At 62.3% G+C, this 17,409-nt stretch carries 12 protein-coding genes; 6 read left to right on the forward strand and 6 right to left on the reverse strand.

The features are described from left to right. Positions 1–22: 22 nt before the first annotated feature. Positions 23–925, reverse strand: a complete 903-nt coding sequence (locus PSAKL28_RS09305; RefSeq protein WP_038609298.1) for a LysR substrate-binding domain-containing protein — start codon at positions 923–925, stop codon at positions 23–25. A gap of 152 nt (positions 926–1,077) precedes the next feature. Here PSAKL28_RS09305 and ydiJ point away from each other — a divergent pair, with 152 nt between their 5' ends. Beyond that, positions 1,078–4,098, forward strand: a complete 3,021-nt coding sequence (gene ydiJ, locus PSAKL28_RS09310; RefSeq protein WP_038609301.1) for a D-2-hydroxyglutarate dehydrogenase YdiJ — start codon at positions 1,078–1,080, stop codon at positions 4,096–4,098. Positions 4,099–4,131: 33 nt separating this feature from the next. On the opposite strand, the gene PSAKL28_RS09315 is transcribed toward ydiJ, so the two are convergent. The 3 genes from PSAKL28_RS09315 to PSAKL28_RS09325 form a co-directional block, all read right to left on the reverse strand. Beyond that, positions 4,132–5,319: a calcium:cation antiporter gene (locus tag PSAKL28_RS09315; protein WP_051939225.1), complete on the reverse strand. Its 1,188-nt coding sequence runs from the start codon at positions 5,317–5,319 to the stop codon at positions 4,132–4,134. Between the two features lie 4 nt (positions 5,320–5,323). Continuing rightward, positions 5,324–5,761 (reverse strand): NADH-quinone oxidoreductase subunit A, encoded by a 438-nt coding sequence (gene ndhC, locus PSAKL28_RS09320; RefSeq protein WP_038609304.1) that lies wholly within the window; start codon positions 5,759–5,761, stop codon positions 5,324–5,326. Between the two features lie 271 nt (positions 5,762–6,032). Beyond that, complete coding sequence (locus tag PSAKL28_RS09325) at positions 6,033–6,704, reverse strand: class I SAM-dependent methyltransferase (RefSeq protein WP_038609306.1); 672 nt, start codon at positions 6,702–6,704, stop codon at positions 6,033–6,035. Positions 6,705–6,848: 144 nt separating this feature from the next. Here PSAKL28_RS09325 and PSAKL28_RS09330 point away from each other — a divergent pair, with 144 nt between their 5' ends. Continuing rightward, positions 6,849–8,345 carry an MltF family protein gene (locus PSAKL28_RS09330; RefSeq protein ID WP_038609308.1) on the forward strand — a complete coding sequence of 499 codons (1,497 nt, stop codon included), beginning with the start codon at positions 6,849–6,851 and terminating at the stop codon, positions 8,343–8,345. A gap of 13 nt (positions 8,346–8,358) precedes the next feature. Here PSAKL28_RS09330 and PSAKL28_RS09335 read toward each other — a convergent pair whose 3' ends face one another. Continuing rightward, positions 8,359–9,294, reverse strand: a complete 936-nt coding sequence (locus PSAKL28_RS09335) for a Ppx/GppA family phosphatase (RefSeq protein WP_038609311.1) — start codon at positions 9,292–9,294, stop codon at positions 8,359–8,361. 505 nt (positions 9,295–9,799) lie between these two features. After that, positions 9,800–12,004, reverse strand: a complete 2,205-nt coding sequence (gene katG / locus PSAKL28_RS09340) for a catalase/peroxidase HPI (RefSeq protein ID WP_038609313.1) — start codon at positions 12,002–12,004, stop codon at positions 9,800–9,802. A gap of 416 nt (positions 12,005–12,420) precedes the next feature. Between katG and PSAKL28_RS09345 the strand changes: the two genes are divergently transcribed. From PSAKL28_RS09345 to PSAKL28_RS09360, 4 genes are all read left to right on the forward strand, one after another. Further along, complete coding sequence (locus PSAKL28_RS09345; protein ID WP_038609316.1) at positions 12,421–13,062, forward strand: LysE family translocator; 642 nt, start codon at positions 12,421–12,423, stop codon at positions 13,060–13,062. 70 nt (positions 13,063–13,132) lie between these two features. Then, the gene (locus PSAKL28_RS09350; RefSeq protein ID WP_038609319.1) at positions 13,133–13,798 is read left to right on the forward strand and encodes an ABC transporter ATP-binding protein; all 666 of its coding nucleotides are present in this window, start codon (positions 13,133–13,135) and stop codon (positions 13,796–13,798) included. Then, positions 13,798–16,260, forward strand: coding sequence for an ABC transporter permease (locus PSAKL28_RS09355; protein ID WP_038609322.1), 2,463 nt, complete (start codon positions 13,798–13,800; stop codon positions 16,258–16,260). Before PSAKL28_RS09350 ends, PSAKL28_RS09355 begins: the two co-directional genes overlap by 1 nt. Beyond that, positions 16,250–17,314, forward strand: coding sequence for a lipocalin-like domain-containing protein (locus PSAKL28_RS09360; protein ID WP_038609325.1), 1,065 nt, complete (start codon positions 16,250–16,252; stop codon positions 17,312–17,314). The genes PSAKL28_RS09355 and PSAKL28_RS09360 overlap by 11 nt, the downstream gene beginning before the upstream one ends. Positions 17,315–17,409: the final 95 nt, after the last annotated feature.

Below are 17,409 nucleotides of genomic sequence, written 5' to 3' on the forward strand. Positions count from 1 at the left end.
CGTTACGGCGTCGCGCTCGTCCTCAGCCGCGCAGCTCCATTCCCGCTTTGTCCAGCAGCCAGCTGCGGAATGCCTCCAGCGCTGGCAGCGCCTGGTTGCGCGGCGGATACACCAGGTAGTAACTGCGCGCACTGGCAAAGGGCAGGGCGGGGCTGCTCAGTTCGCCGCTGGCCAGTTCGTCGCTGATCAGGATGCGTGGCACCAGGCCGATGCCGATGTCGGCGCGCACCGCCTGGATCAAATGCGACGTCAATTCGAAGCTCGGCCCCAGGCGCATGGCCTGGTGTGCCAGGCCGTGGTGGGTGAACCATTCGCCCCAGGCATTGGCGTTGTTGGCGACGCTGAGCAGTACCTGCTGGCTGATGTCCTTCGGGCTCCAGCTGGGCCGGGTGGCCGCCAGGGTCGGTGACAGAATCAGCATCAGTTCCTCGGCGTGCAGGCGATGGCAGATCAGCCCCGGCAGTTCGCTGGTGGCGACCACGATGGCGGCGTCGATGCCGCTGGTGGCGAAGTCCACCGGTTCGATCCGTGAATTGATATGCACCAGCACGTCGGGATGGCTGCGATAGAACTCATGCAGGCGTGGCAACAACCATTTCGAACCGAAGGTCGGCAGGGTGGCCAGGCGCAGGCTGCCGCCACCGGCCTGGTGGGCGATGGCGTGCAGGGTGGCGCTACGCACACGCCCCAGGGCCTCGCTGATTTCACGCTGGTACAGGCGTCCGACATCGGTGAGCTTGACCGTGCGGCCTTCGCGGCGGAACAACGTCACCCCCAACTGTTGCTCCAAAGCCTGGACCTGACGGCTGACGGCGCTCTGGGTCAGCGCCAGTTCCACCGCCGCGCGGGTATAGCTTTCATGGCGCGCCGCGGCTTCAAATGCCAGCAGCAAGGACATCGACGGGGTGAGGTTGCGGTAATTCATTCGTAAAAGTCATCAAAGGCTGCGGGATTATCCGTTTGTGCCTGGCGCAAGGCTGCGGGATCATTGGCATCATCCACTACCTGGCGGTGTACTGACCATACCGTTTCAGCAAGTATTCTCGATTAGCCTGACATAAATGAGGCCATCCCCCGATGATCGCCCGACTGACCGGCACTGCACCGGCCACGCTGTACCCTGATTTTCTCGAAGCCCTGCGCGCTGCCGGTTTCCGTGGCCAGCTCAGTGCCGACTACGCTACGCGCACCGTGCTGGCAACCGACAACTCGATCTACCAGCGCCTGCCGCAGGCGGCGGTATTCCCCCAGGACGCCGAGGACGTTGCGCGCATTGCCGCGCTGATGGCCGAGCCGCGCTTCAAGGCGGTCAAGCTGACCCCGCGCGGTGGCGGCACCGGCACCAATGGCCAGTCGCTGACCGACGGCATCGTTGTCGACCTGTCGCGACACATGAACAGCATCCTCGAAATCAACGTCGAGGAGCGCTGGGTGCGGGTCCAGGCCGGTGTGGTCAAGGACCAGCTCAATGCCGCGCTCAAGCCGCACGGGCTGTTTTTCGCCCCTGAGCTCTCCACCTCCAACCGCGCTACCGTCGGCGGCATGATCAACACCGACGCCAGTGGCCAGGGCAGCTGCACCTACGGTAAAACCCGTGATCACGTGCTGGAGCTGCACAGCGTGCTGCTGGGCGGTCAGCGCCTGCACACCCGGCCGCTGGACGACGCTGAACTGGAACAGGCCTGTGCCGAACCTGGCCGTGCCGGCGAGGTGTACCGCACTGCGCGGCAGATCCAGGAAACCCAGGCCGAGCTGATCGAGCAGATTTTCCCCAAGCTCAACCGCTGCCTGACCGGTTACGACCTGGCGCACCTGCGCGACGAGCAGGGTCGCTTCAACCTCAATAGCGTGCTGTGCGGCGCCGAGGGCTCGCTGGGCTATGTGGTCGAAGCCAAGCTCAATGTGCTGCCGATCCCCAAGTACGCGGTATTGGTCAACGTCCGCTACACCAGCTTCATGGACGCCCTGCGCGACGCCAATGCGCTGATGGCGCACAAGCCGCTGTCGATCGAGACCGTCGATTCCAAGGTGCTGATGCTGGCGATGAAAGACATCGTCTGGCACAGCGTCGCCGAATACTTCCCCGCCGATGCCGAGCGTCCGACCCTGGGCATCAACCTGGTGGAATTCTGTGGTGATGATCCGGCCGAAGTGAATGCGCGGGTGCAGGCCTTTGTCGCCCACCTGCAGGCCGACCAGGGTGTCGAGCGCCTGGGTCACACCCTGGCCGAAGGCGCCGAGGCGGTGACGCGGGTCTACACCATGCGTAAACGCTCGGTGGGCCTGCTTGGCAACGTCGAGGGCGAAGTGCGTCCGCAGCCGTTCGTGGAAGATACGGCGGTGCCGCCGGAGCAACTGGCGGATTACATCGCCGAGTTCCGCGCCTTGCTCGACGGCTATGGCCTGGCCTACGGCATGTTCGGTCACGTCGATGCCGGTGTGCTCCATGTGCGCCCGGCGCTAGACATGAAAGACCCGGCCCAGGCGGCGTTGGTCAAGCCGATTTCCGATGCGGTGGCGGCGCTGACCCTGCGCTATGGCGGCCTGCTCTGGGGTGAGCACGGCAAGGGCCTGCGCTCGGAATACGTGCCGGAGTACTTCGGTGAACTGTACCCGTCGCTGCAAGCGCTCAAGGGCGCCTTCGATCCGCACAACCAGCTCAACCCCGGCAAAATCTGCACCCCGCCGGACAGCGCTCAGGGCCTGATCAAGGTTAACGAAGCGCCGCTGCGTGGCGACTTCGACCGGCAGATCGACGAGCGCGTGTGGCAAAGCTTCGGCAGCGCCGTGCACTGCAATGGCAACGGCGCCTGCTACAACTACGATCCCAACGACGCCATGTGCCCGTCGTGGAAAGCCACCCGTGAGCGTCAGCACTCGCCCAAGGGCCGTGCCTCGCTGATCCGCGAGTGGTTGCGTTTGCAGGGCGCCGCCAACATCGATGTGCTGGCCACCGCCCAGGGCAAGCTGAACTGGCTCAAAGGCCTGCCGGCGCGTCTGCGCAACAATCTTTCGCGTAGCAAGGGCGAGGCGGACTTCTCCCATGAAGTCTACGACGCCATGGCCGGTTGCCTGGCCTGCAAATCCTGCGCGGGCCAGTGCCCGATCAAGGTCAACGTGCCGGAATTCCGCTCGCGCTTCCTGGAGCTGTACCACGGGCGCTACCAGCGGCCGCTGCGTGACTACCTGATTGGCTCGCTGGAATTCAGCATCCCGTACCTGGCCCATGCGCCTGGGCTTTACAACGCGGTGATGGGTTCGAAGTGGGTCAGCAACCTGCTGGAGCGGCATGTCGGCATGCTCGACAGCCCGCTGATCAGCCGTTACAACCTGCAGGCCACCTTGACCCGTTGCAACGTGCGCATGGCCAGCATCCCGGCCCTGCGCGAACTGACCCCGGCCCAACGCGAACGCAGCATTGTCCTGGTCCAGGATGCCTTCACCCGCTATTTCGAAACCCCGGTGCTGGCAGCGTTCATTGATCTGGCGTACCGCCTCGGCCACCGCATCTACCTGGCGCCCTACAGCGCCAACGGCAAGCCGCTGCACGTCCAGGGGTTCCTAGGTGCCTTCAACAAGGCGGCCATCCGCAACGCGCGTCAGCTCAGTGCCCTGGCCGACTGCGGTGTGCCGCTGGTGGGCCTGGACCCGGCCATGACCCTGGTCTACCGCCAGGAGTACCAGAAGGTGCCGGGCCTGGGCGATTGCCCGAAAGTGTTGCTGCCACAGGAGTGGCTGATGGATGTGCTGCCCGAGCAGCCGACCCGGGCAACCACCACTTACCGCCTGATGGCGCACTGCACCGAGAAGACCAACGTTCCGGCCAGTACCCGCCAGTGGGAGCAGGTGTTCGCCCGTCTGGGCCTGAAGCTGTCCACCGAGGCGACCGGCTGCTGCGGCATGTCAGGCACCTACGGCCACGAAGCGCGCAACCAGGAAACCTCGAAGGTCATCTTCGAGCAATCCTGGGCGGGCAAGCTGGACAAGGAGGGTGAAGCGCTGGCCACCGGATACTCATGCCGGAGTCAGGTCAAGCGCCAGGCGGATCGCACCTTGCGCCATCCGCTGGAGGTGCTGCTGCAGCAGCTCAGTCGCTGAAACATCGGGGCCTCAAGCAGATTGGCGGAGCGGTCAAGGGTAAAAGAGCACCAGCCCGAACACTGCGAATACCACCAGATGCATGAGGCCCTGGATCGGTGAGGTTTTCTGGCTGTTGAAGCTCAGCATGGTCAGCACCACGGTGACGACGAAAAGCAGGATTTCGGTATTGGAAATGCCCATCACCACCTGCTTGTTGGTGACCATGCCGATCACCAGCACAGCCGGCACCGTTAGGCCGACGGTCGAAACGAATGCCCCCAGGCACAGGTTGATCGCGCGTTGCATTTCGTTGTTGATCGCCGCCTTCACCGCAGTAATCGATTCGGGGGTGAAGACAATGATCGCAATCAGCACACCGCCCACCGCGGTCGGTGCGCCGACCGCCTCGATGCCGTAGTCGGTCACCACCGCCAGGTAATGTGCCAGCAATACAATCGGCAGTATCAAGCCGAGCAACACCAGCGAACGTATCAGGATCTCTTTGCTGTCGAGCGGCGTCTGCTCGGTGCTAGCGGGTGCATCGCTGTGCGCTTCAGGCTGGGCGATGCTCATCTGGCCGGCTGGCGGCTGCATGAAGAAGCGTCGGTGGCTGCGCATCTGCATCCACAGGAACGCTGCGTACAGCACAAGGGTCAGCGCAGAGATGCCAACCGCCTGGGTGACGCTGAACTCGCCCGTGCTGGAGGTGTAGTTGGGGAGTATCAAGGCGACCGCGGTGAGTAGCACGATCATCGAAATGTACGCGTTGGCACCCTGGATATTGAACGCCTGCTCGCCATTGCGCACAGCGCCGGCGATCAGGCAGATACCGATGACCAGGTTCATGATGATCATCATCACGGCAAATATCGAGTCTCTGCCAATGGTCGGGAAATCACCTGGTCCCAGCAGGACCGAGGCGATAAGAATCACTTCGATCGACACAATCGACAGCGTCAGAATCAGTGTGCCGTAGGGTTCGCCAAGCTGTTGCGCCAGGTGGTCGGCTTCGTGCACCACGCCGAAAGACGCCATCAGGATGGTAAAGAACAGCAGCAGAAACACCCAGGTCGAGGTCAATGAGTTCAAGGTGCTGCCAAGCAGCTCTGCGCCTACCAGCATGAACAGGCCTACCACTAGCCAGGCGCCGGCAAGCCTCATCCAGGTCGAAAGGGCAATCAGTGGAGGTTTTTTGATAGCGTCGCTCAACAGGACGTCTTGGCTTGGTGCGGTGTTCATGTTGTCAGTCTCCCCGTGAACACGATGGATGTTTTTCGTCTACGGCGTTCACCTGGCGCTTTTTCGCAACGCCGCCATTGAGGGCGCCCATCGAGCCTTCATAGACCAGCCCGAGCAACAGGATGGCGGCGAAGATAAAGGCCCCGATGAACCCGGCCCAGCCGGTTTCCCTGACCGACACGGCGTAGGCAAACAGGAACAGTGCCTCGGCCTCGAAGATCACGAAGAGAATCGCAACCAGATGGAATTTGGCCGATAGCCGAAGGCGGGCATCACCCACGGGCAGCATGCCCGACTCGAAAGGTTGGTTCTTGCTCCGCCCCCAGGCCTTGCCGCCGAGAAATCTGGAAACGCCCAGCATCAGCAGGCAAAGGGTGACAACGCCCAGGAGAAAAACGCCGAACGCCCAGTTGTGCGAGATAGTGGCTGCAGTGTCTGTCATTGGTCAGCCCCGGTATGAATTTCCAGAGGGGAACTGGCTAACCACAGGCGCACGGCGCTGACGGGCAGTGTTGAATACGCTGCGCGCGCGAAAAGAGAAGGGGGAGAGATGGAGGGTGCTGATAAATCGGTCACAGCCTGCTTCCTTGGAAGTGCAGGGCCGTCCCCGATCGGTATTCGAGCCTGAGGTCGTCCTCAGGTGAGCGTGTCATGTAGCGGGTGAGACTGTACTGATTTTTGCCGCCGATGCCAACGCTCGTGTCCGTTTACCTTCAGTCGCGCCGCTCGGCCACCAGCAGCAGCGACTGCGGCACAAGGCTTTGCGGGTGTTGCGGCTCCTGCAGGCCGACCAGGCGAAAACCGGCCATGTCCAGCGCATTGAACCAACTGGACAAGGTGCGCATGTACCACGGCATGGGTTGCCACTGGCCCTGGAAGTCGGCAAAGGTCTCCACGCGCCAACCATCCTGATAGTCGCCCGCCGCCGCAGTCCAGGGGTGAAGGGTCTGGATCAGCAACGCACCGCCAGGAACGAGCAGGGCGTTCATCGCCGCGAGCAGCGGGATGATGTCCTGGTGCAGCAGGGCGAAGTTGGCGCAGATCAGGTCGTAATCGCTACCGATGTTTACCTGGGCCGCTGCCAGCGCTTCGTAACTGGCCTGATGCACCGGCGAACTGCCTGCTGCCCGAGCTGCTTCGACCAGGGTTGCGTCGCCATCCACCCCGACCGCCTTGATGCCCCGTTCGGCCAGGGCACGCAGCAGCCAGCCCTCACCACAGCCGAGGTCGAGCACATGTTCGGGCTGGCGGCCCAGCACGGCCAGGAGGATGGCCTGGTCGGTGACCTTCAGGCGGCTTTCGATGGCGCCGCTACGGATGGCTTCGATCCAGGTGCGGGCGTTGTGGTGCCAGCTTTGCAGGAGGGTGGATTCGTGGCTGCTCATTTGCGTGTCCGCGGTTGGGGGCTGCAGAGAAGGATAGGGCATGCAGGCACTGCGCGGTGTTCGGCTCGCGCCGGCTGGTAGCTGCCTATACTTATGAATGGCCGGATGACAGGTCGGAGTAACGCTGTATCTGACAGGTGGTGTATGAACCACATCATTGCGGGTTTCAACCGCTGCTTGCTCACCATTGTGTTGGCCTGGACATGCCTGGCAACGGCCCAGACCGTACCGGACCTGCCCAGTGTAGAACTCACCCCGGCCGAAGAAGCCGAAGTGCAAAGCCTGGTGTTGCCGGTGCCAGCGAGTCGGACCAAAGATTTTGATGACATGCGCGAGCGGCGCCTGATACGCATTCTGGTGCCCTACAGCCGGACTTTTTTCGAGATCAGCCGTGGCCGTGAACAGGGCATCAGTTACGAGTTCGGCAAGGCCCTGCAGGCCTGGCTCGACAAGACCTACCCGGACAAGAACAAGTCACTGAAATGGCGGGTGATGTTCATCCCGGTCACGCGCAGCGAGCTGATGCCCAAGCTGATCGAGGGTGTCGGTGACATTGCCGCCGGTGGGCTGACGGTCACCGAGGGGCGTTTGAAAACTGTCGACTTTGCCGACCCCTTTGCCACGGGCATACACGAAGCGCTGATCACCGCGCCCGGCAGCAAGGCGTTTACCAAGCTCGAGGATCTCAGCGGTGAAGAGGTCACGGTGCGCAAGTCCAGCAGTTACTACGAGCATTTGCTGACGCTCAACGAATCGTTCAAGCAAAAGGGGCTGCCGCCCGTCGATATAAAACAGGCTGACGAAAACTTGCAAACCGAAGACCTGCTGGAAATGGTCAATGCCGGTTTGCTCAAGGCTACCGTGGCCGACCGCTATATCGCCAAAGCCTGGAGCCCGCTGTACACCGATATGAACATCCATGACGAGTTTTACCTTCATTCCAATGCTGCGTTCGCCTGGGCTGTTCGCAAGAACAATCCGCTGCTCAAACAGACCCTGGCCGGTTTCGTCAAAACCCACAAAGTCGGCACCGCATTCGGCAATACCTTGAGGAACAAGTACGTCAATAACAGCAAGCGCGTACTCAACGCGACCTCAGAAGAGGAGATGAAGAAGTTCAAGGAACTGGTGGTTATTTTTGAAAAACATGCGGACAAGTACGGGTTCGACCACCTGATGCTGATGGCCCAGGGCTTTCAGGAATCGCAACTCGACCAAGCGGCTCGCAGCCATCGCGGCGCGGTGGGGGTGATGCAACTGTTGCCTACCACCGCCGCCGACCCGACCGTCGGCATTGAAGGCATCGACAAAAGTGCTGACCGGAACATCGAAGCGGGTACCAAGTACATGCGCCTGCTGGCTGACAAATACCTGAACGATCCGGCCTTGAGCCCGACCGACAAGACCCTGATGACCTTTGCTGCGTATAACGCCGGCCCCGGCAACTTGCGCAAATTTCGCGCCCTGGCGCAGAAGCCCGGGCTGAACCAGAACATCTGGTTTGAAAACGTCGAATATGCCACGGCGCAAATAGTCGGACGCGAAACCGTGGATTATGTCGGCAATATTTATAAGTACTACGTGGCTTACAAGCTTGTGGAAGAGAAGAACAAGGCTGCCGTCAACAAAGCTGCTCCTTGATGGTTTGCCGCCATCAGCTTTTGAGCATCAACCCATGCAGCACCCCAAACCTCAGCCCAGGCTCGGACGGCATCATCTCGGTAATCCCGAACGCCTTGAACGCCGCCAGCATGATCGCCAGACCGCCTGGCAATGCGCTTTGGCGATGAGGCTGCAAGCCACCCAGACGGGTGCAGTTAACGTGACCGGCCTCCAACAGCAGCACCGACAGGCGCAACATGCCGCGGTAGGTGATGCCACCTTCGCCACAGTCGTTCAGGGCATTGGCCCTGAGCACTTTGGCCAGCATTCGCGCAGTACCCGACGAGCCGATGGCCTGCTGCCAACCCAGGTGGCGATATCGGCGGGCGACTTTTTCGAACTGCAAGGTGGCGGTGCGCTCGGCGTCCAGCAGGGCCTGGGCACGAACCACGCCGCCAGGGAAATAGCGCGTACTCCAGATGCTACTGCCGATGTTCAGGCTCTCGGTCAGCAGTGCCTGTTGACCGCGGCCCAGAATCAACTCAGTGGAGCCGCCGCCAATGTCCACCACCAGGCGTCGGGTATCGGCAGCGGGGATGCGATGGCTGACACCGGCATACACCAGCTGAGCTTCTTCCTGGCCGGAGATGACATCGATGGGAAAGCCCAGGTGGCGCTGGGCGTCGCTGAGGAAAAGTCTGGCATTGGCGGCTTCACGCACAGCACTGGTGGCCACTGCGCGTACACGTCCAGGCTCGAAGCCGCGCAGCTTTTTGCCAAAGCGTGCCAGCGCTTGCCAGCCTCGGTCCAGCGCCAGTTCGTCCAGGGCGCCATCGTGCAGACCTTCGGCCAGGCGAACCGGCTCGCGCAAGGATCTCACTTCTTCGATAACCCACTGGCGGTTCCGTTTGACCGGCTGGCCGATCATCATGCGAAACGCATTGGACCCCAGGTCAATCGCCGCAAACAGGGAGGTATCGCTTTTCATCGAGTGTTCCTTGCAGGTTCATCAGGCAACGCGCAAAAGCGTTTGCGATGATCTTGCCACTCGATCGATGACGCGAAGATGACAGCCTAGTGGGGCTTCTGTGGGAGCGGGCTTGCCCCGCGATACGATGTGACTGACAGATCGCAATCGCGGGGCAAGTCGAGTCGTCGCACCGCCGCTCCCACCGTAATCCTTACAACGGCGAAATCGTCCCTAACGCGCCAATCCCAATAGCCAGCACCAGAAAACCAACGACGAAAAGCGCAAGCTTGCCCATATGAACTCCGAATTGAACAGGAAAGAGGCAACAGGCGCTGCAGATAACCCAGCCACCTGATCAGACACGCTGTGAAAGGTGTCTGCTAGGGCCTTCATTTTCCGAGTGTCAGGGTTTTCATTACAGATGCAGATGAAGCAGAAAAATACGGATCAGATTAAAAGCGCCCCGACCTGAACATCCAGGTCGGGGCGTTTTTTGTGGCTGTGTCAGACTGCGGCGTTGCTTTTACGCCAGGTCAAAACGGTCCAGGTTCATCACTTTGCTCCAGGCTGCAATGAAGTCCCTGACGAACTTGTCCTTGCCATCGTTGCTGGCGTACACCTCAGCCAGCGCACGCAGTTGCGCATGCGAGCCGAACACCAGATCGACGCGGCTACCGGTCCACTTCAGCTCACCGGTTTTGCGGTCGCGGGCTTCATAGCTGTCGTTGGCGCTGGAGGTCGGTTTCCATTCCACGCTCATGTCCAGCAGGTTCTGGAAGAAGTCGTTGGTCAACGCTCCTGGCCGTTTGGTGAACACACCTTGTGCGTTCTGCCCGACATTGTTGCCCAGCACCCGCAGGCCGCCGATCAACACGGTCATCTCCGGCGCGCTGAGGTTCAGCAGTTGCGCCTTGTCGACCAGCAGCGCTTCGGGTTTGGCCTTGACCCCGGCTTTGATGAAGTTGCGAAAACCATCGGCAACCGGCTCCAGCAAACCGAAAGACTCCACATCGGTCTGTTCCTGCGAGGCGTCGGTACGGCCTGGGGAGAAGGGCACGGTGAGGTTGTGGCCAGCGTTTTTCGCCGCTTGCTCCACACCCGCGTTACCCGCCAGAACGATCAGGTCGGCGAGGGAAATTTTCTTGCCGCCGCCCTGGGCGTTGAAGTCGTTCTGGATGCCTTGCAGCTTGCCGAGCACTGCGGCCAGCTGCGCCGGCTGATTGGCTTCCCAGTCTTTCTGCGGCGCCAGACGCAGACGGCCACCGTTGGCGCCGCCGCGTTTGTCCGAACCGCGGAAGCACGAGGCGGCGGCCCAGGCGGTAGACACCAGTTGCGACACCGAAAGGCCCGAGGCCAGTACCTTGGCCTTGAGCGCGGCGACGTCGGCGTCGTTGACCAGGGCGTGGTCGACTGCCGGGATCGGGTCTTGCCAGAGCAGTTCTTCACCGGGCATTTCCGGGCCGAGGTAGCGTGACAGCGGGCCCATGTCGCGATGAATGAGTTTGTACCAGGCGCGGGCGAAGGCGTCGGCCAGTTGCTCGGGGTTTTCCTTGAAACGGCGGGCGATCGGCTCGTAGATCGGGTCGAAGCGCAGCGCCAGGTCCGAGGTCAGCATCCGCGGTTCCTGTTTTTTCGCCGGGTCGAAAGCGTGAGGGATGCGGTCTGCACCCGCGCCGCCTTTGGGCCGCCACTGGTGGGCGCCGGCCGGGCTCTTGGTCAGCTCCCAGTCGAAGCCGAAGAGGTTTTCCAGGTACTCGTTGCTCCATTTCGTGGGGGTCGAAGTCCAGGTCACTTCCAGGCCGCTGGTGATGGCATCAGCGCCTATGCCGCTGCCGAATTTGTTGCGCCAGCCCAGGCCCTGTTCTTCAAGGCCGGCGGCCTCGGGTTCAGGGCCGACGTTGTCGGCCGGGCCGGCACCGTGGGTCTTGCCGAAGGCGTGACCACCGGCGATCAGCGCCACGGTTTCTTCATCGTTCATGGCCATGCGGCCGAAGGTGTCGCGGATGTCCTTGGCGGAAGCGACCGGGTCGGGATTGCCTTCGGGGCCTTCGGGGTTTACGTAGATCAGGCCCATCTGCACTGCGGCCAGCGGGTTATCGAGGTTGCGCTCTGAAGGGGCAGCACGGCCCGCTTCCTTGCCATAGCGGATATCGCCCCCCAGCCAGACGGTCTCGGCACCCCAGTTCACCGCTTCATCCGGCTCCCAGACATCGGCGCGGCCGCCGGAGAAGCCGAAGGTCTTGAAGCCCATGGATTCCAGGGCGACGTTGCCGGTCAGCACGATCAGGTCGGCCCAGGAGATGTTCTTGCCGTACTTCTGTTTGATCGGCCAGAGCAGGCGCCGGGCCTTGTCCAGGCTGACGTTGTCGGGCCAGCTGTTGAGCGGGGCGAAGCGCTGCTGGCCGGAACCGGCACCACCACGACCATCACCGATGCGATAGGTGCCGGCGCTGTGCCAGGCCATGCGGATGAACAGCGGGCCATAGTGGCCGAAGTCGGCGGGCCACCAGTCCTGGGAGTCGGTCATCAGTGCCCGCAGGTCTTGCTTGAGGGCGGCAAAATCCAGGCTCTTGTAGGCCTTGGCGTAATCGAAATCCTCGTCCATCGGGTCGGAGAGGCACGAGTGCTGGTGCAGGATTTTCAGGTTCAGCTGGTCGGGCCACCAATCGCGGTTGTTGGTACCCCCGCCAGCGGCAGGATTGAACGGGCATTTTGACTCGTTTGACATGACTGTTTCACCTCTGGATGGACTCACCCCACAATCCGACCCGTTCTATCAACCGAGTAGAGATGAGTGAAATCAATGACATAGGTTCAAGGCCAGCGGTTCGATCAACGAATCGGTGATGGCCATCACGGACAGTTCAGCGTAGCGGCAATCTCGTTATCGGAAAGATGAATCACTGCGGGAAGGGCAGCTGTAGCCGCTTTGTTACCGCCTTCCCAGAAGCCATCCGGCCGGATCAGTGCAGCGATAAATATAGGCTAGACCTGGCGAAGAGCGAGGGCTAATAGCGGGAGTATTGGGGCGCAATAGAGTGGCTCTTTCAGCAGGGCTGTGGATCTTGCCGGAATAAACAAAGCAGCCATGCTCCCGCTTGTCCCATGTACCATGCACCACCTCCCCACCCTCGAGTCTGAAAAATGGATGCTCACTCGATACTTGCTTATGTGCTGGTTGCAGCAATTGCCATCGCCAGCCCAGGTCCTGCCACGTTGATGGCGATCAACAACAGCCTGGCCTATGGTCCGCGTTCTGCATTGTGGTCTTCGTTGGGCAATGCGTGCGGACTGTTCTGCCTGTCGGCAGCGGCAATGCTGGGCCTGGGTGCTTTGCTCGCCAGTTCCGAGTGGATGTTCAACGTGGTGAAAATTGCCGGGGCCGGCTACCTGTTTTATCTGGGAGCCAAGCAGTTGTTCAGGAAAACGCCGATGCTTGTGGCCGATGCTCCGGGCACCCAGAAAGTCAGCAAACCATCGCGCCTGAAGCTGTTCAAATCGGCCTTCCTGACTGCAGCTACCAACCCCAAGGCGACGATGTTCTTCTCGGCACTGTTCCCACAGTTCATTGATCAGAGCGCTGCATTGCTGCCGCAGTTTCTGCTGCTCACGTCGATCTTCATGGGCTTGTCGCTGACGTCCCTGACGCTTTACGCAGGGCTGGCTTCCCGGGCCAAAGGCGTACTGACTCGGCCGCGGTTTTCGCTGTGGGTGAGCAGGGCGGTAGGCTCGACGTTCATCTTCTTCGGCGCCGCCATTCTTACCATGCGCAGGCAAGGTGCGTAGTCGGGTTATCAATGGGCAAAGCCTGAGAACACTGCTATTCCTATTGCTTGGAGCTTTCGGATAGCCGTTGATGCTGGTCGTCGAACAGTTACACAAGTCGTTCACCACCGCCCAGGGCACGCTGCCGGTGCTGCAGGGCGTCGACTTGCGTCTGGCGCGGGGCAGCAGCCTGGCGTTGATGGGCGAGTCGGGCAGCGGTAAAAGTACTTTGCTGCACCTGCTCGCAGGACTCGACCGCGCTGACAGCGGGCGCATCCTGATCGACGCCGAACCCCTCGACGCGCGTTCGGAGTCTGGCCTGGCGCGCTGGCGCCGGGAAGGCATCGGTCTGGTGTTCCAGCAGTACAACCTGATCAGCAGCCTGGATGTGGCAGCCAACCTGGCGTTTCAGGCCAGGCTGGCCGGGCGCTTCGATCAGCAATGGCTGGACTATCTCTGCGAGCGCCTGGGGCTGACGGCGGTGTTGCAGCGCTACCCGGAGCAACTGTCCGGCGGCCAGCAGCAGCGCGTCGCCATTGGCCGGGCGCTGGCGGGGCGACCTGCGTTGCTGCTGGCCGATGAGCCCACCGGCAGCCTCGACGAGGCCAGTAGCGATCAAGTGCTGAGTCTGCTGCTGCAACTGGTCTCCGAGGCCGGCAGCAGCGTGTTGATGGTGACCCACAGCCAGCGCCTGGCTGCGCGCCTGCAGCAACGTTGCTTCCTGCATGCCGGCCGGGTGCAGGTCGAGACGGCCTGATGAACGCCTTGCTGATGACCTTGCAGGCGCTGCTGAGCCATTGGTGGCGCCATCGTTTGCAGTGCTTCAGCCTGTTTACCGGATTGTGGCTGGCCACCGCACTGTGGACCGGCGTCCAGGCCTTGAACAGCCAGGCACGCAATGACTACGCCCGTGCCAGTGCGCTGTTGACGGGCCCTGTGCAAGCACAACTGGTGGCCCGCGATGCAGAGCGATTCGAGCAGGCGCTGTACCTGCAACTGCGCCAGCTGGGCTGGTCGGTATCCCCGGTAGTGGAAGGGCGCGTGCGCTTTGCCGGTGAGCGGCCGCTGACGGTGCGCCTGATCGGCATCGAACCGTTGAGCCTGCCAGCGGCAGCGAGCGTCGCCGGCACCCCAATGCAAGACTTCGACCTGCAGGCGTTCATCGGCACTCCGGGGCAAGCCTGGGTTGGCCCGGACACGTTGCAGCAATTGGGTATGCAAGCGGCGGATCAAGCGCTCAGCAGTGATGGGCAGATGTTGCCACCTTTCGTCCTCAAGCCGCAGTTGGCACCAGGCGTGATCATCGTCGACATCGGCCATGCCCAGACCCTGCTGCAAGTACCGGGGCAGCTATCGCGGTTGCTGCTGGCGAATGACAAGGTGCCATTGCCTGCAACTATTGCTGCCCGCCTCAAGCTGCAACAAGCCGGCGACGATGGCGGCTTGCAACGCCTGACCGAGAGCTTTCACCTCAATCTCACCGCGCTCGGCCTGCTGGCCTTTGTCGTCGGGCTGTTTATCGCTCACGCCGCCATTGGTCTGGCCCTCGAACAGCGTCGTGGCCTGATTCGCACCCTGCGTGCCTGCGGCATCAGCTTGAACTTGGTGTTGATCGGCCTGACGCTGGAGCTGGGTGTATTCGCGGTGCTCGGCGGTTTGGCCGGGGTCGCCAGCGGCTATGTGCTGGCCGCCTTGCTGTTGCCCGATTTCGCTGCCAGCTTGCGCGGTTTATATGGTGCCCAGGTCGCCGGGCAACTGAGTCTGCCGGCCTGGTGGTGGTTGGCCGGAGTGCTGGTGAGTGTGTGCGGCGCGCTGATCGCCGGGTTGAGCAGTGTTTTGCGCGCAGCCCGCCTGCCACTGCTGGTGCTGGCGCAACCTCAGGCCTGGCGGTTGGCCCAGGGCCCGTGGCTGCGACGTCAGGCCATTGCAGCAGGGCTGTTGCTACTGGTGGCGCTCGGCTGTTGGCACTACGGGGCCAGCCTGCCCAGTGCATTCATCTTGCTTGCGGCGCTGTTGTTGGCCGCAGCGCTGCTGTTGCCGATGTTGCTCGATGGCGCGTTAGCCTGGCTGGCACGCTTCTGTCGGCGGCCATTGGCGCAGTGGTTCATCGCCGACAGCCGCCAGCAATTGCCCGCATTGAGTCTGGCGCTGATGGCCTTGCTGCTGGCGCTGGCTGCCAGTGTCGGCGTGGGCAGCATGACCGAGGGCTTTCGCAAGACATTTACCGGCTGGCTCGATCAGCGCCTGGCAGCCGATCTCTATGTCACCCCCCGGGATAACGCGCAGGCTGCGCAGATCAGCGAATGGCTCGGCGAACAGCCGGGAATCAGCGCGGTGCTGCCCAGCTGGCGCCTTGAGCAACGCCTGCAGGAGTGGCCGGTACAAGTCCAGGGCATCATCGATCACCCCGGCTATCGCACACGCTGGCCGTTGCTGGAGCACAGCGCGCAGGCCTGGGAGCAACTGGCGAGCGGTCGCGCCGTCATGCTCAGTGAACAGTTGGCGCGGCGTTTGCGCGTGCAGTTGGGCGACAGTCTTCAACTGCCGGTGGAGCCTGCGCAAGCCATGACCGTGGTCGGCATCTACGCTGACTATGGCAATCCCAAAGGCCATCTGCTGGTCAACGCCGACTGGCTGCGCAGGCATCGGCCTGAGGCGAGCCTGAGCAATATCAGCCTGAACCTGGTTGCCGAGCGTGTCCCGGCGCTCAAGGCCGAGCTGCAACAACGCTTTGTCCTGGACGACAGTCGCGTGGTCGAGCAAGCCACCTTGAAGCGCTGGTCGACTGAGGTCTTCAGTCGCACCTTTGCCGCCACGTCCGCGCTCAACAGCCTGACCCTCGGTGTCGCTGGCATCGCGCTGTTCATCAGTCTGCTGAGCCTGAGTCAGAGCCGCCTCGGCCAACTGGCGCCGCTCTGGGCGCTGGGTGTACAGCGCGGGCAACTGGTGTGGCTGTCGCTCGGTCAAACCCTGATGTTGAGCTGCTTCACCGTGCTGCTGGCGATACCCCTGGGCTTGCTGCTCGCCTGGTGTCTGGTGGCGGTGGTCAACGTCCAGGCGTTTGGCTGGCGCTTGCCGCTGCATGTGTTTCCCGGGCAACTGCTGCAACTGGCCATGCTAGGACTGTTGACCAGTCTGCTGGCCAGCGCCTGGCCGCTATGGCAATTGGCACGGCGTCAGCCGGGCGAGTTATTGAGGCAGTTTGCCGATGAAGCCTGAAGCCTGGGGATTGATTGTCTTGTTGCTGCTGAGCGGTTGCGATCAGCCTGAACCAGCAGACAAAAGTTTTGCCGGCTTGGGTCAGGAGGCGGACGCCTTCAGGCAGGTGACGCGCAACCATGTGCTGGAGTTTCCTCGCGATCACGCTGCGCACAATGGCTTTCGCATCGAGTGGTGGTACGTCACCGCCAATCTCAAGGACGCTCAGGGGCGTGAGTGGGGGGCACAGTGGACCTTGTTCCGCTCGGCCCTGCGCACCGGCGCGGAAACTGCCGACTGGAGCAGCCCCAACCTGTGGATGGGCCATGCGGCGCTGACCGGCCCTGGCGGCCATCAGTCCAGCGAAACCCTGGCGCGCGGCGGCATCGGCCAGGCGGGGGTTGCAAGCCAGCCGTTCCGGGCCTGGATAAATGACTGGTCGCTGCAGGGCAGTGATGACATCGGGCAATTGCAGATGGTCGCCCGCGGCGCAGGCTTTGCTTACCGCTTGAACCTGCTGAGCACGGGGCCGCTGGTGTTGCATGGCGCACAGGGCTACAGCGAAAAATCCGGCAAGGGTCAGGCGTCTTACTACTACAGCCAGCCGTTCTACCAGGTCAGTGGCGAAGTCGAGCGCGAAGGCCAGCGCATCGCGGTCACCGGCAACGCCTGGCTTGATCGGGAATGGAGCAGCCAGCCGCTGGCGGCCGGACAATCGGGGTGGGACTGGTTTTCCCTGCACCTGGACAGCGGCGCGAAACTGATGCTGTTTCGCGTGCGTGAGGCTACGGGCACGCCCTATCGCGCCGGCACCTGGATCAGCGCACAAGGGCAGACCCAGGCGCTGCAAGGCGAACAGATCCAGCTTCAGGCCCTGGCTTGGTCAAAGCAGGATAACGACGTTCAGATGCCCACCCGATGGCGGGTACAGGTGCCGAGTCAGGGGGTCGATGTGCAGGTTGAGGCGCTGGAGCCGAAAGCCTGGATGCACACCAGCTTCCCTTATTGGGAAGGCCCGGTGCGTATCAGCGGCAGTGTGGGCGGCAGGGGCTATCTGGAAATGACCGGCTACTAGCCGTAATGCGCCTTCTCGGTGGGAGCGGGCTTGCCCCGCGATTGCAGGCTATTAGCCACATCGCATCGCGGGACAAGCCCGCTCCCACCGGGATC

The organism is Pseudomonas alkylphenolica, from assembly GCF_000746525.1.
GTDB classification, from domain to species: Bacteria; Pseudomonadota; Gammaproteobacteria; order Pseudomonadales; family Pseudomonadaceae; genus Aquipseudomonas; species Aquipseudomonas alkylphenolica.

Excerpts from the sequence above, each read along its gene's own strand:
- PSAKL28_RS09360 (WP_038609325.1), top strand. The coding sequence starts at position 16,250 with ATGAAGCCTGAAGCCTGGGGATTGATTGTCTTGTTGCTGCTGAGCGGT.
- PSAKL28_RS09345 (WP_038609316.1), top strand. The coding sequence starts at position 12,421 with ATGGATGCTCACTCGATACTTGCTTATGTGCTGGTTGCAGCAATTGCC.
- PSAKL28_RS09330 (WP_038609308.1), top strand. The coding sequence starts at position 6,849 with ATGAACCACATCATTGCGGGTTTCAACCGCTGCTTGCTCACCATTGTG.
- katG (WP_038609313.1), bottom strand. The coding sequence starts at position 12,004 with ATGTCAAACGAGTCAAAATGCCCGTTCAATCCTGCCGCTGGCGGGGGT.
- PSAKL28_RS09325 (WP_038609306.1), bottom strand. The coding sequence starts at position 6,704 with ATGAGCAGCCACGAATCCACCCTCCTGCAAAGCTGGCACCACAACGCC.
- PSAKL28_RS09350 (WP_038609319.1), top strand. The coding sequence starts at position 13,133 with ATGCTGGTCGTCGAACAGTTACACAAGTCGTTCACCACCGCCCAGGGC.
- PSAKL28_RS09305 (WP_038609298.1), bottom strand. The coding sequence starts at position 925 with ATGAATTACCGCAACCTCACCCCGTCGATGTCCTTGCTGCTGGCATTT.
- PSAKL28_RS09315 (WP_051939225.1), bottom strand. The coding sequence starts at position 5,319 with ATGAACACCGCACCAAGCCAAGACGTCCTGTTGAGCGACGCTATCAAA.
- ydiJ (WP_038609301.1), top strand. The coding sequence starts at position 1,078 with ATGATCGCCCGACTGACCGGCACTGCACCGGCCACGCTGTACCCTGAT.
- PSAKL28_RS09355 (WP_038609322.1), top strand. The coding sequence starts at position 13,798 with ATGAACGCCTTGCTGATGACCTTGCAGGCGCTGCTGAGCCATTGGTGG.
- ndhC (WP_038609304.1), bottom strand. The coding sequence starts at position 5,761 with ATGACAGACACTGCAGCCACTATCTCGCACAACTGGGCGTTCGGCGTT.
- PSAKL28_RS09335 (WP_038609311.1), bottom strand. The coding sequence starts at position 9,294 with ATGAAAAGCGATACCTCCCTGTTTGCGGCGATTGACCTGGGGTCCAAT.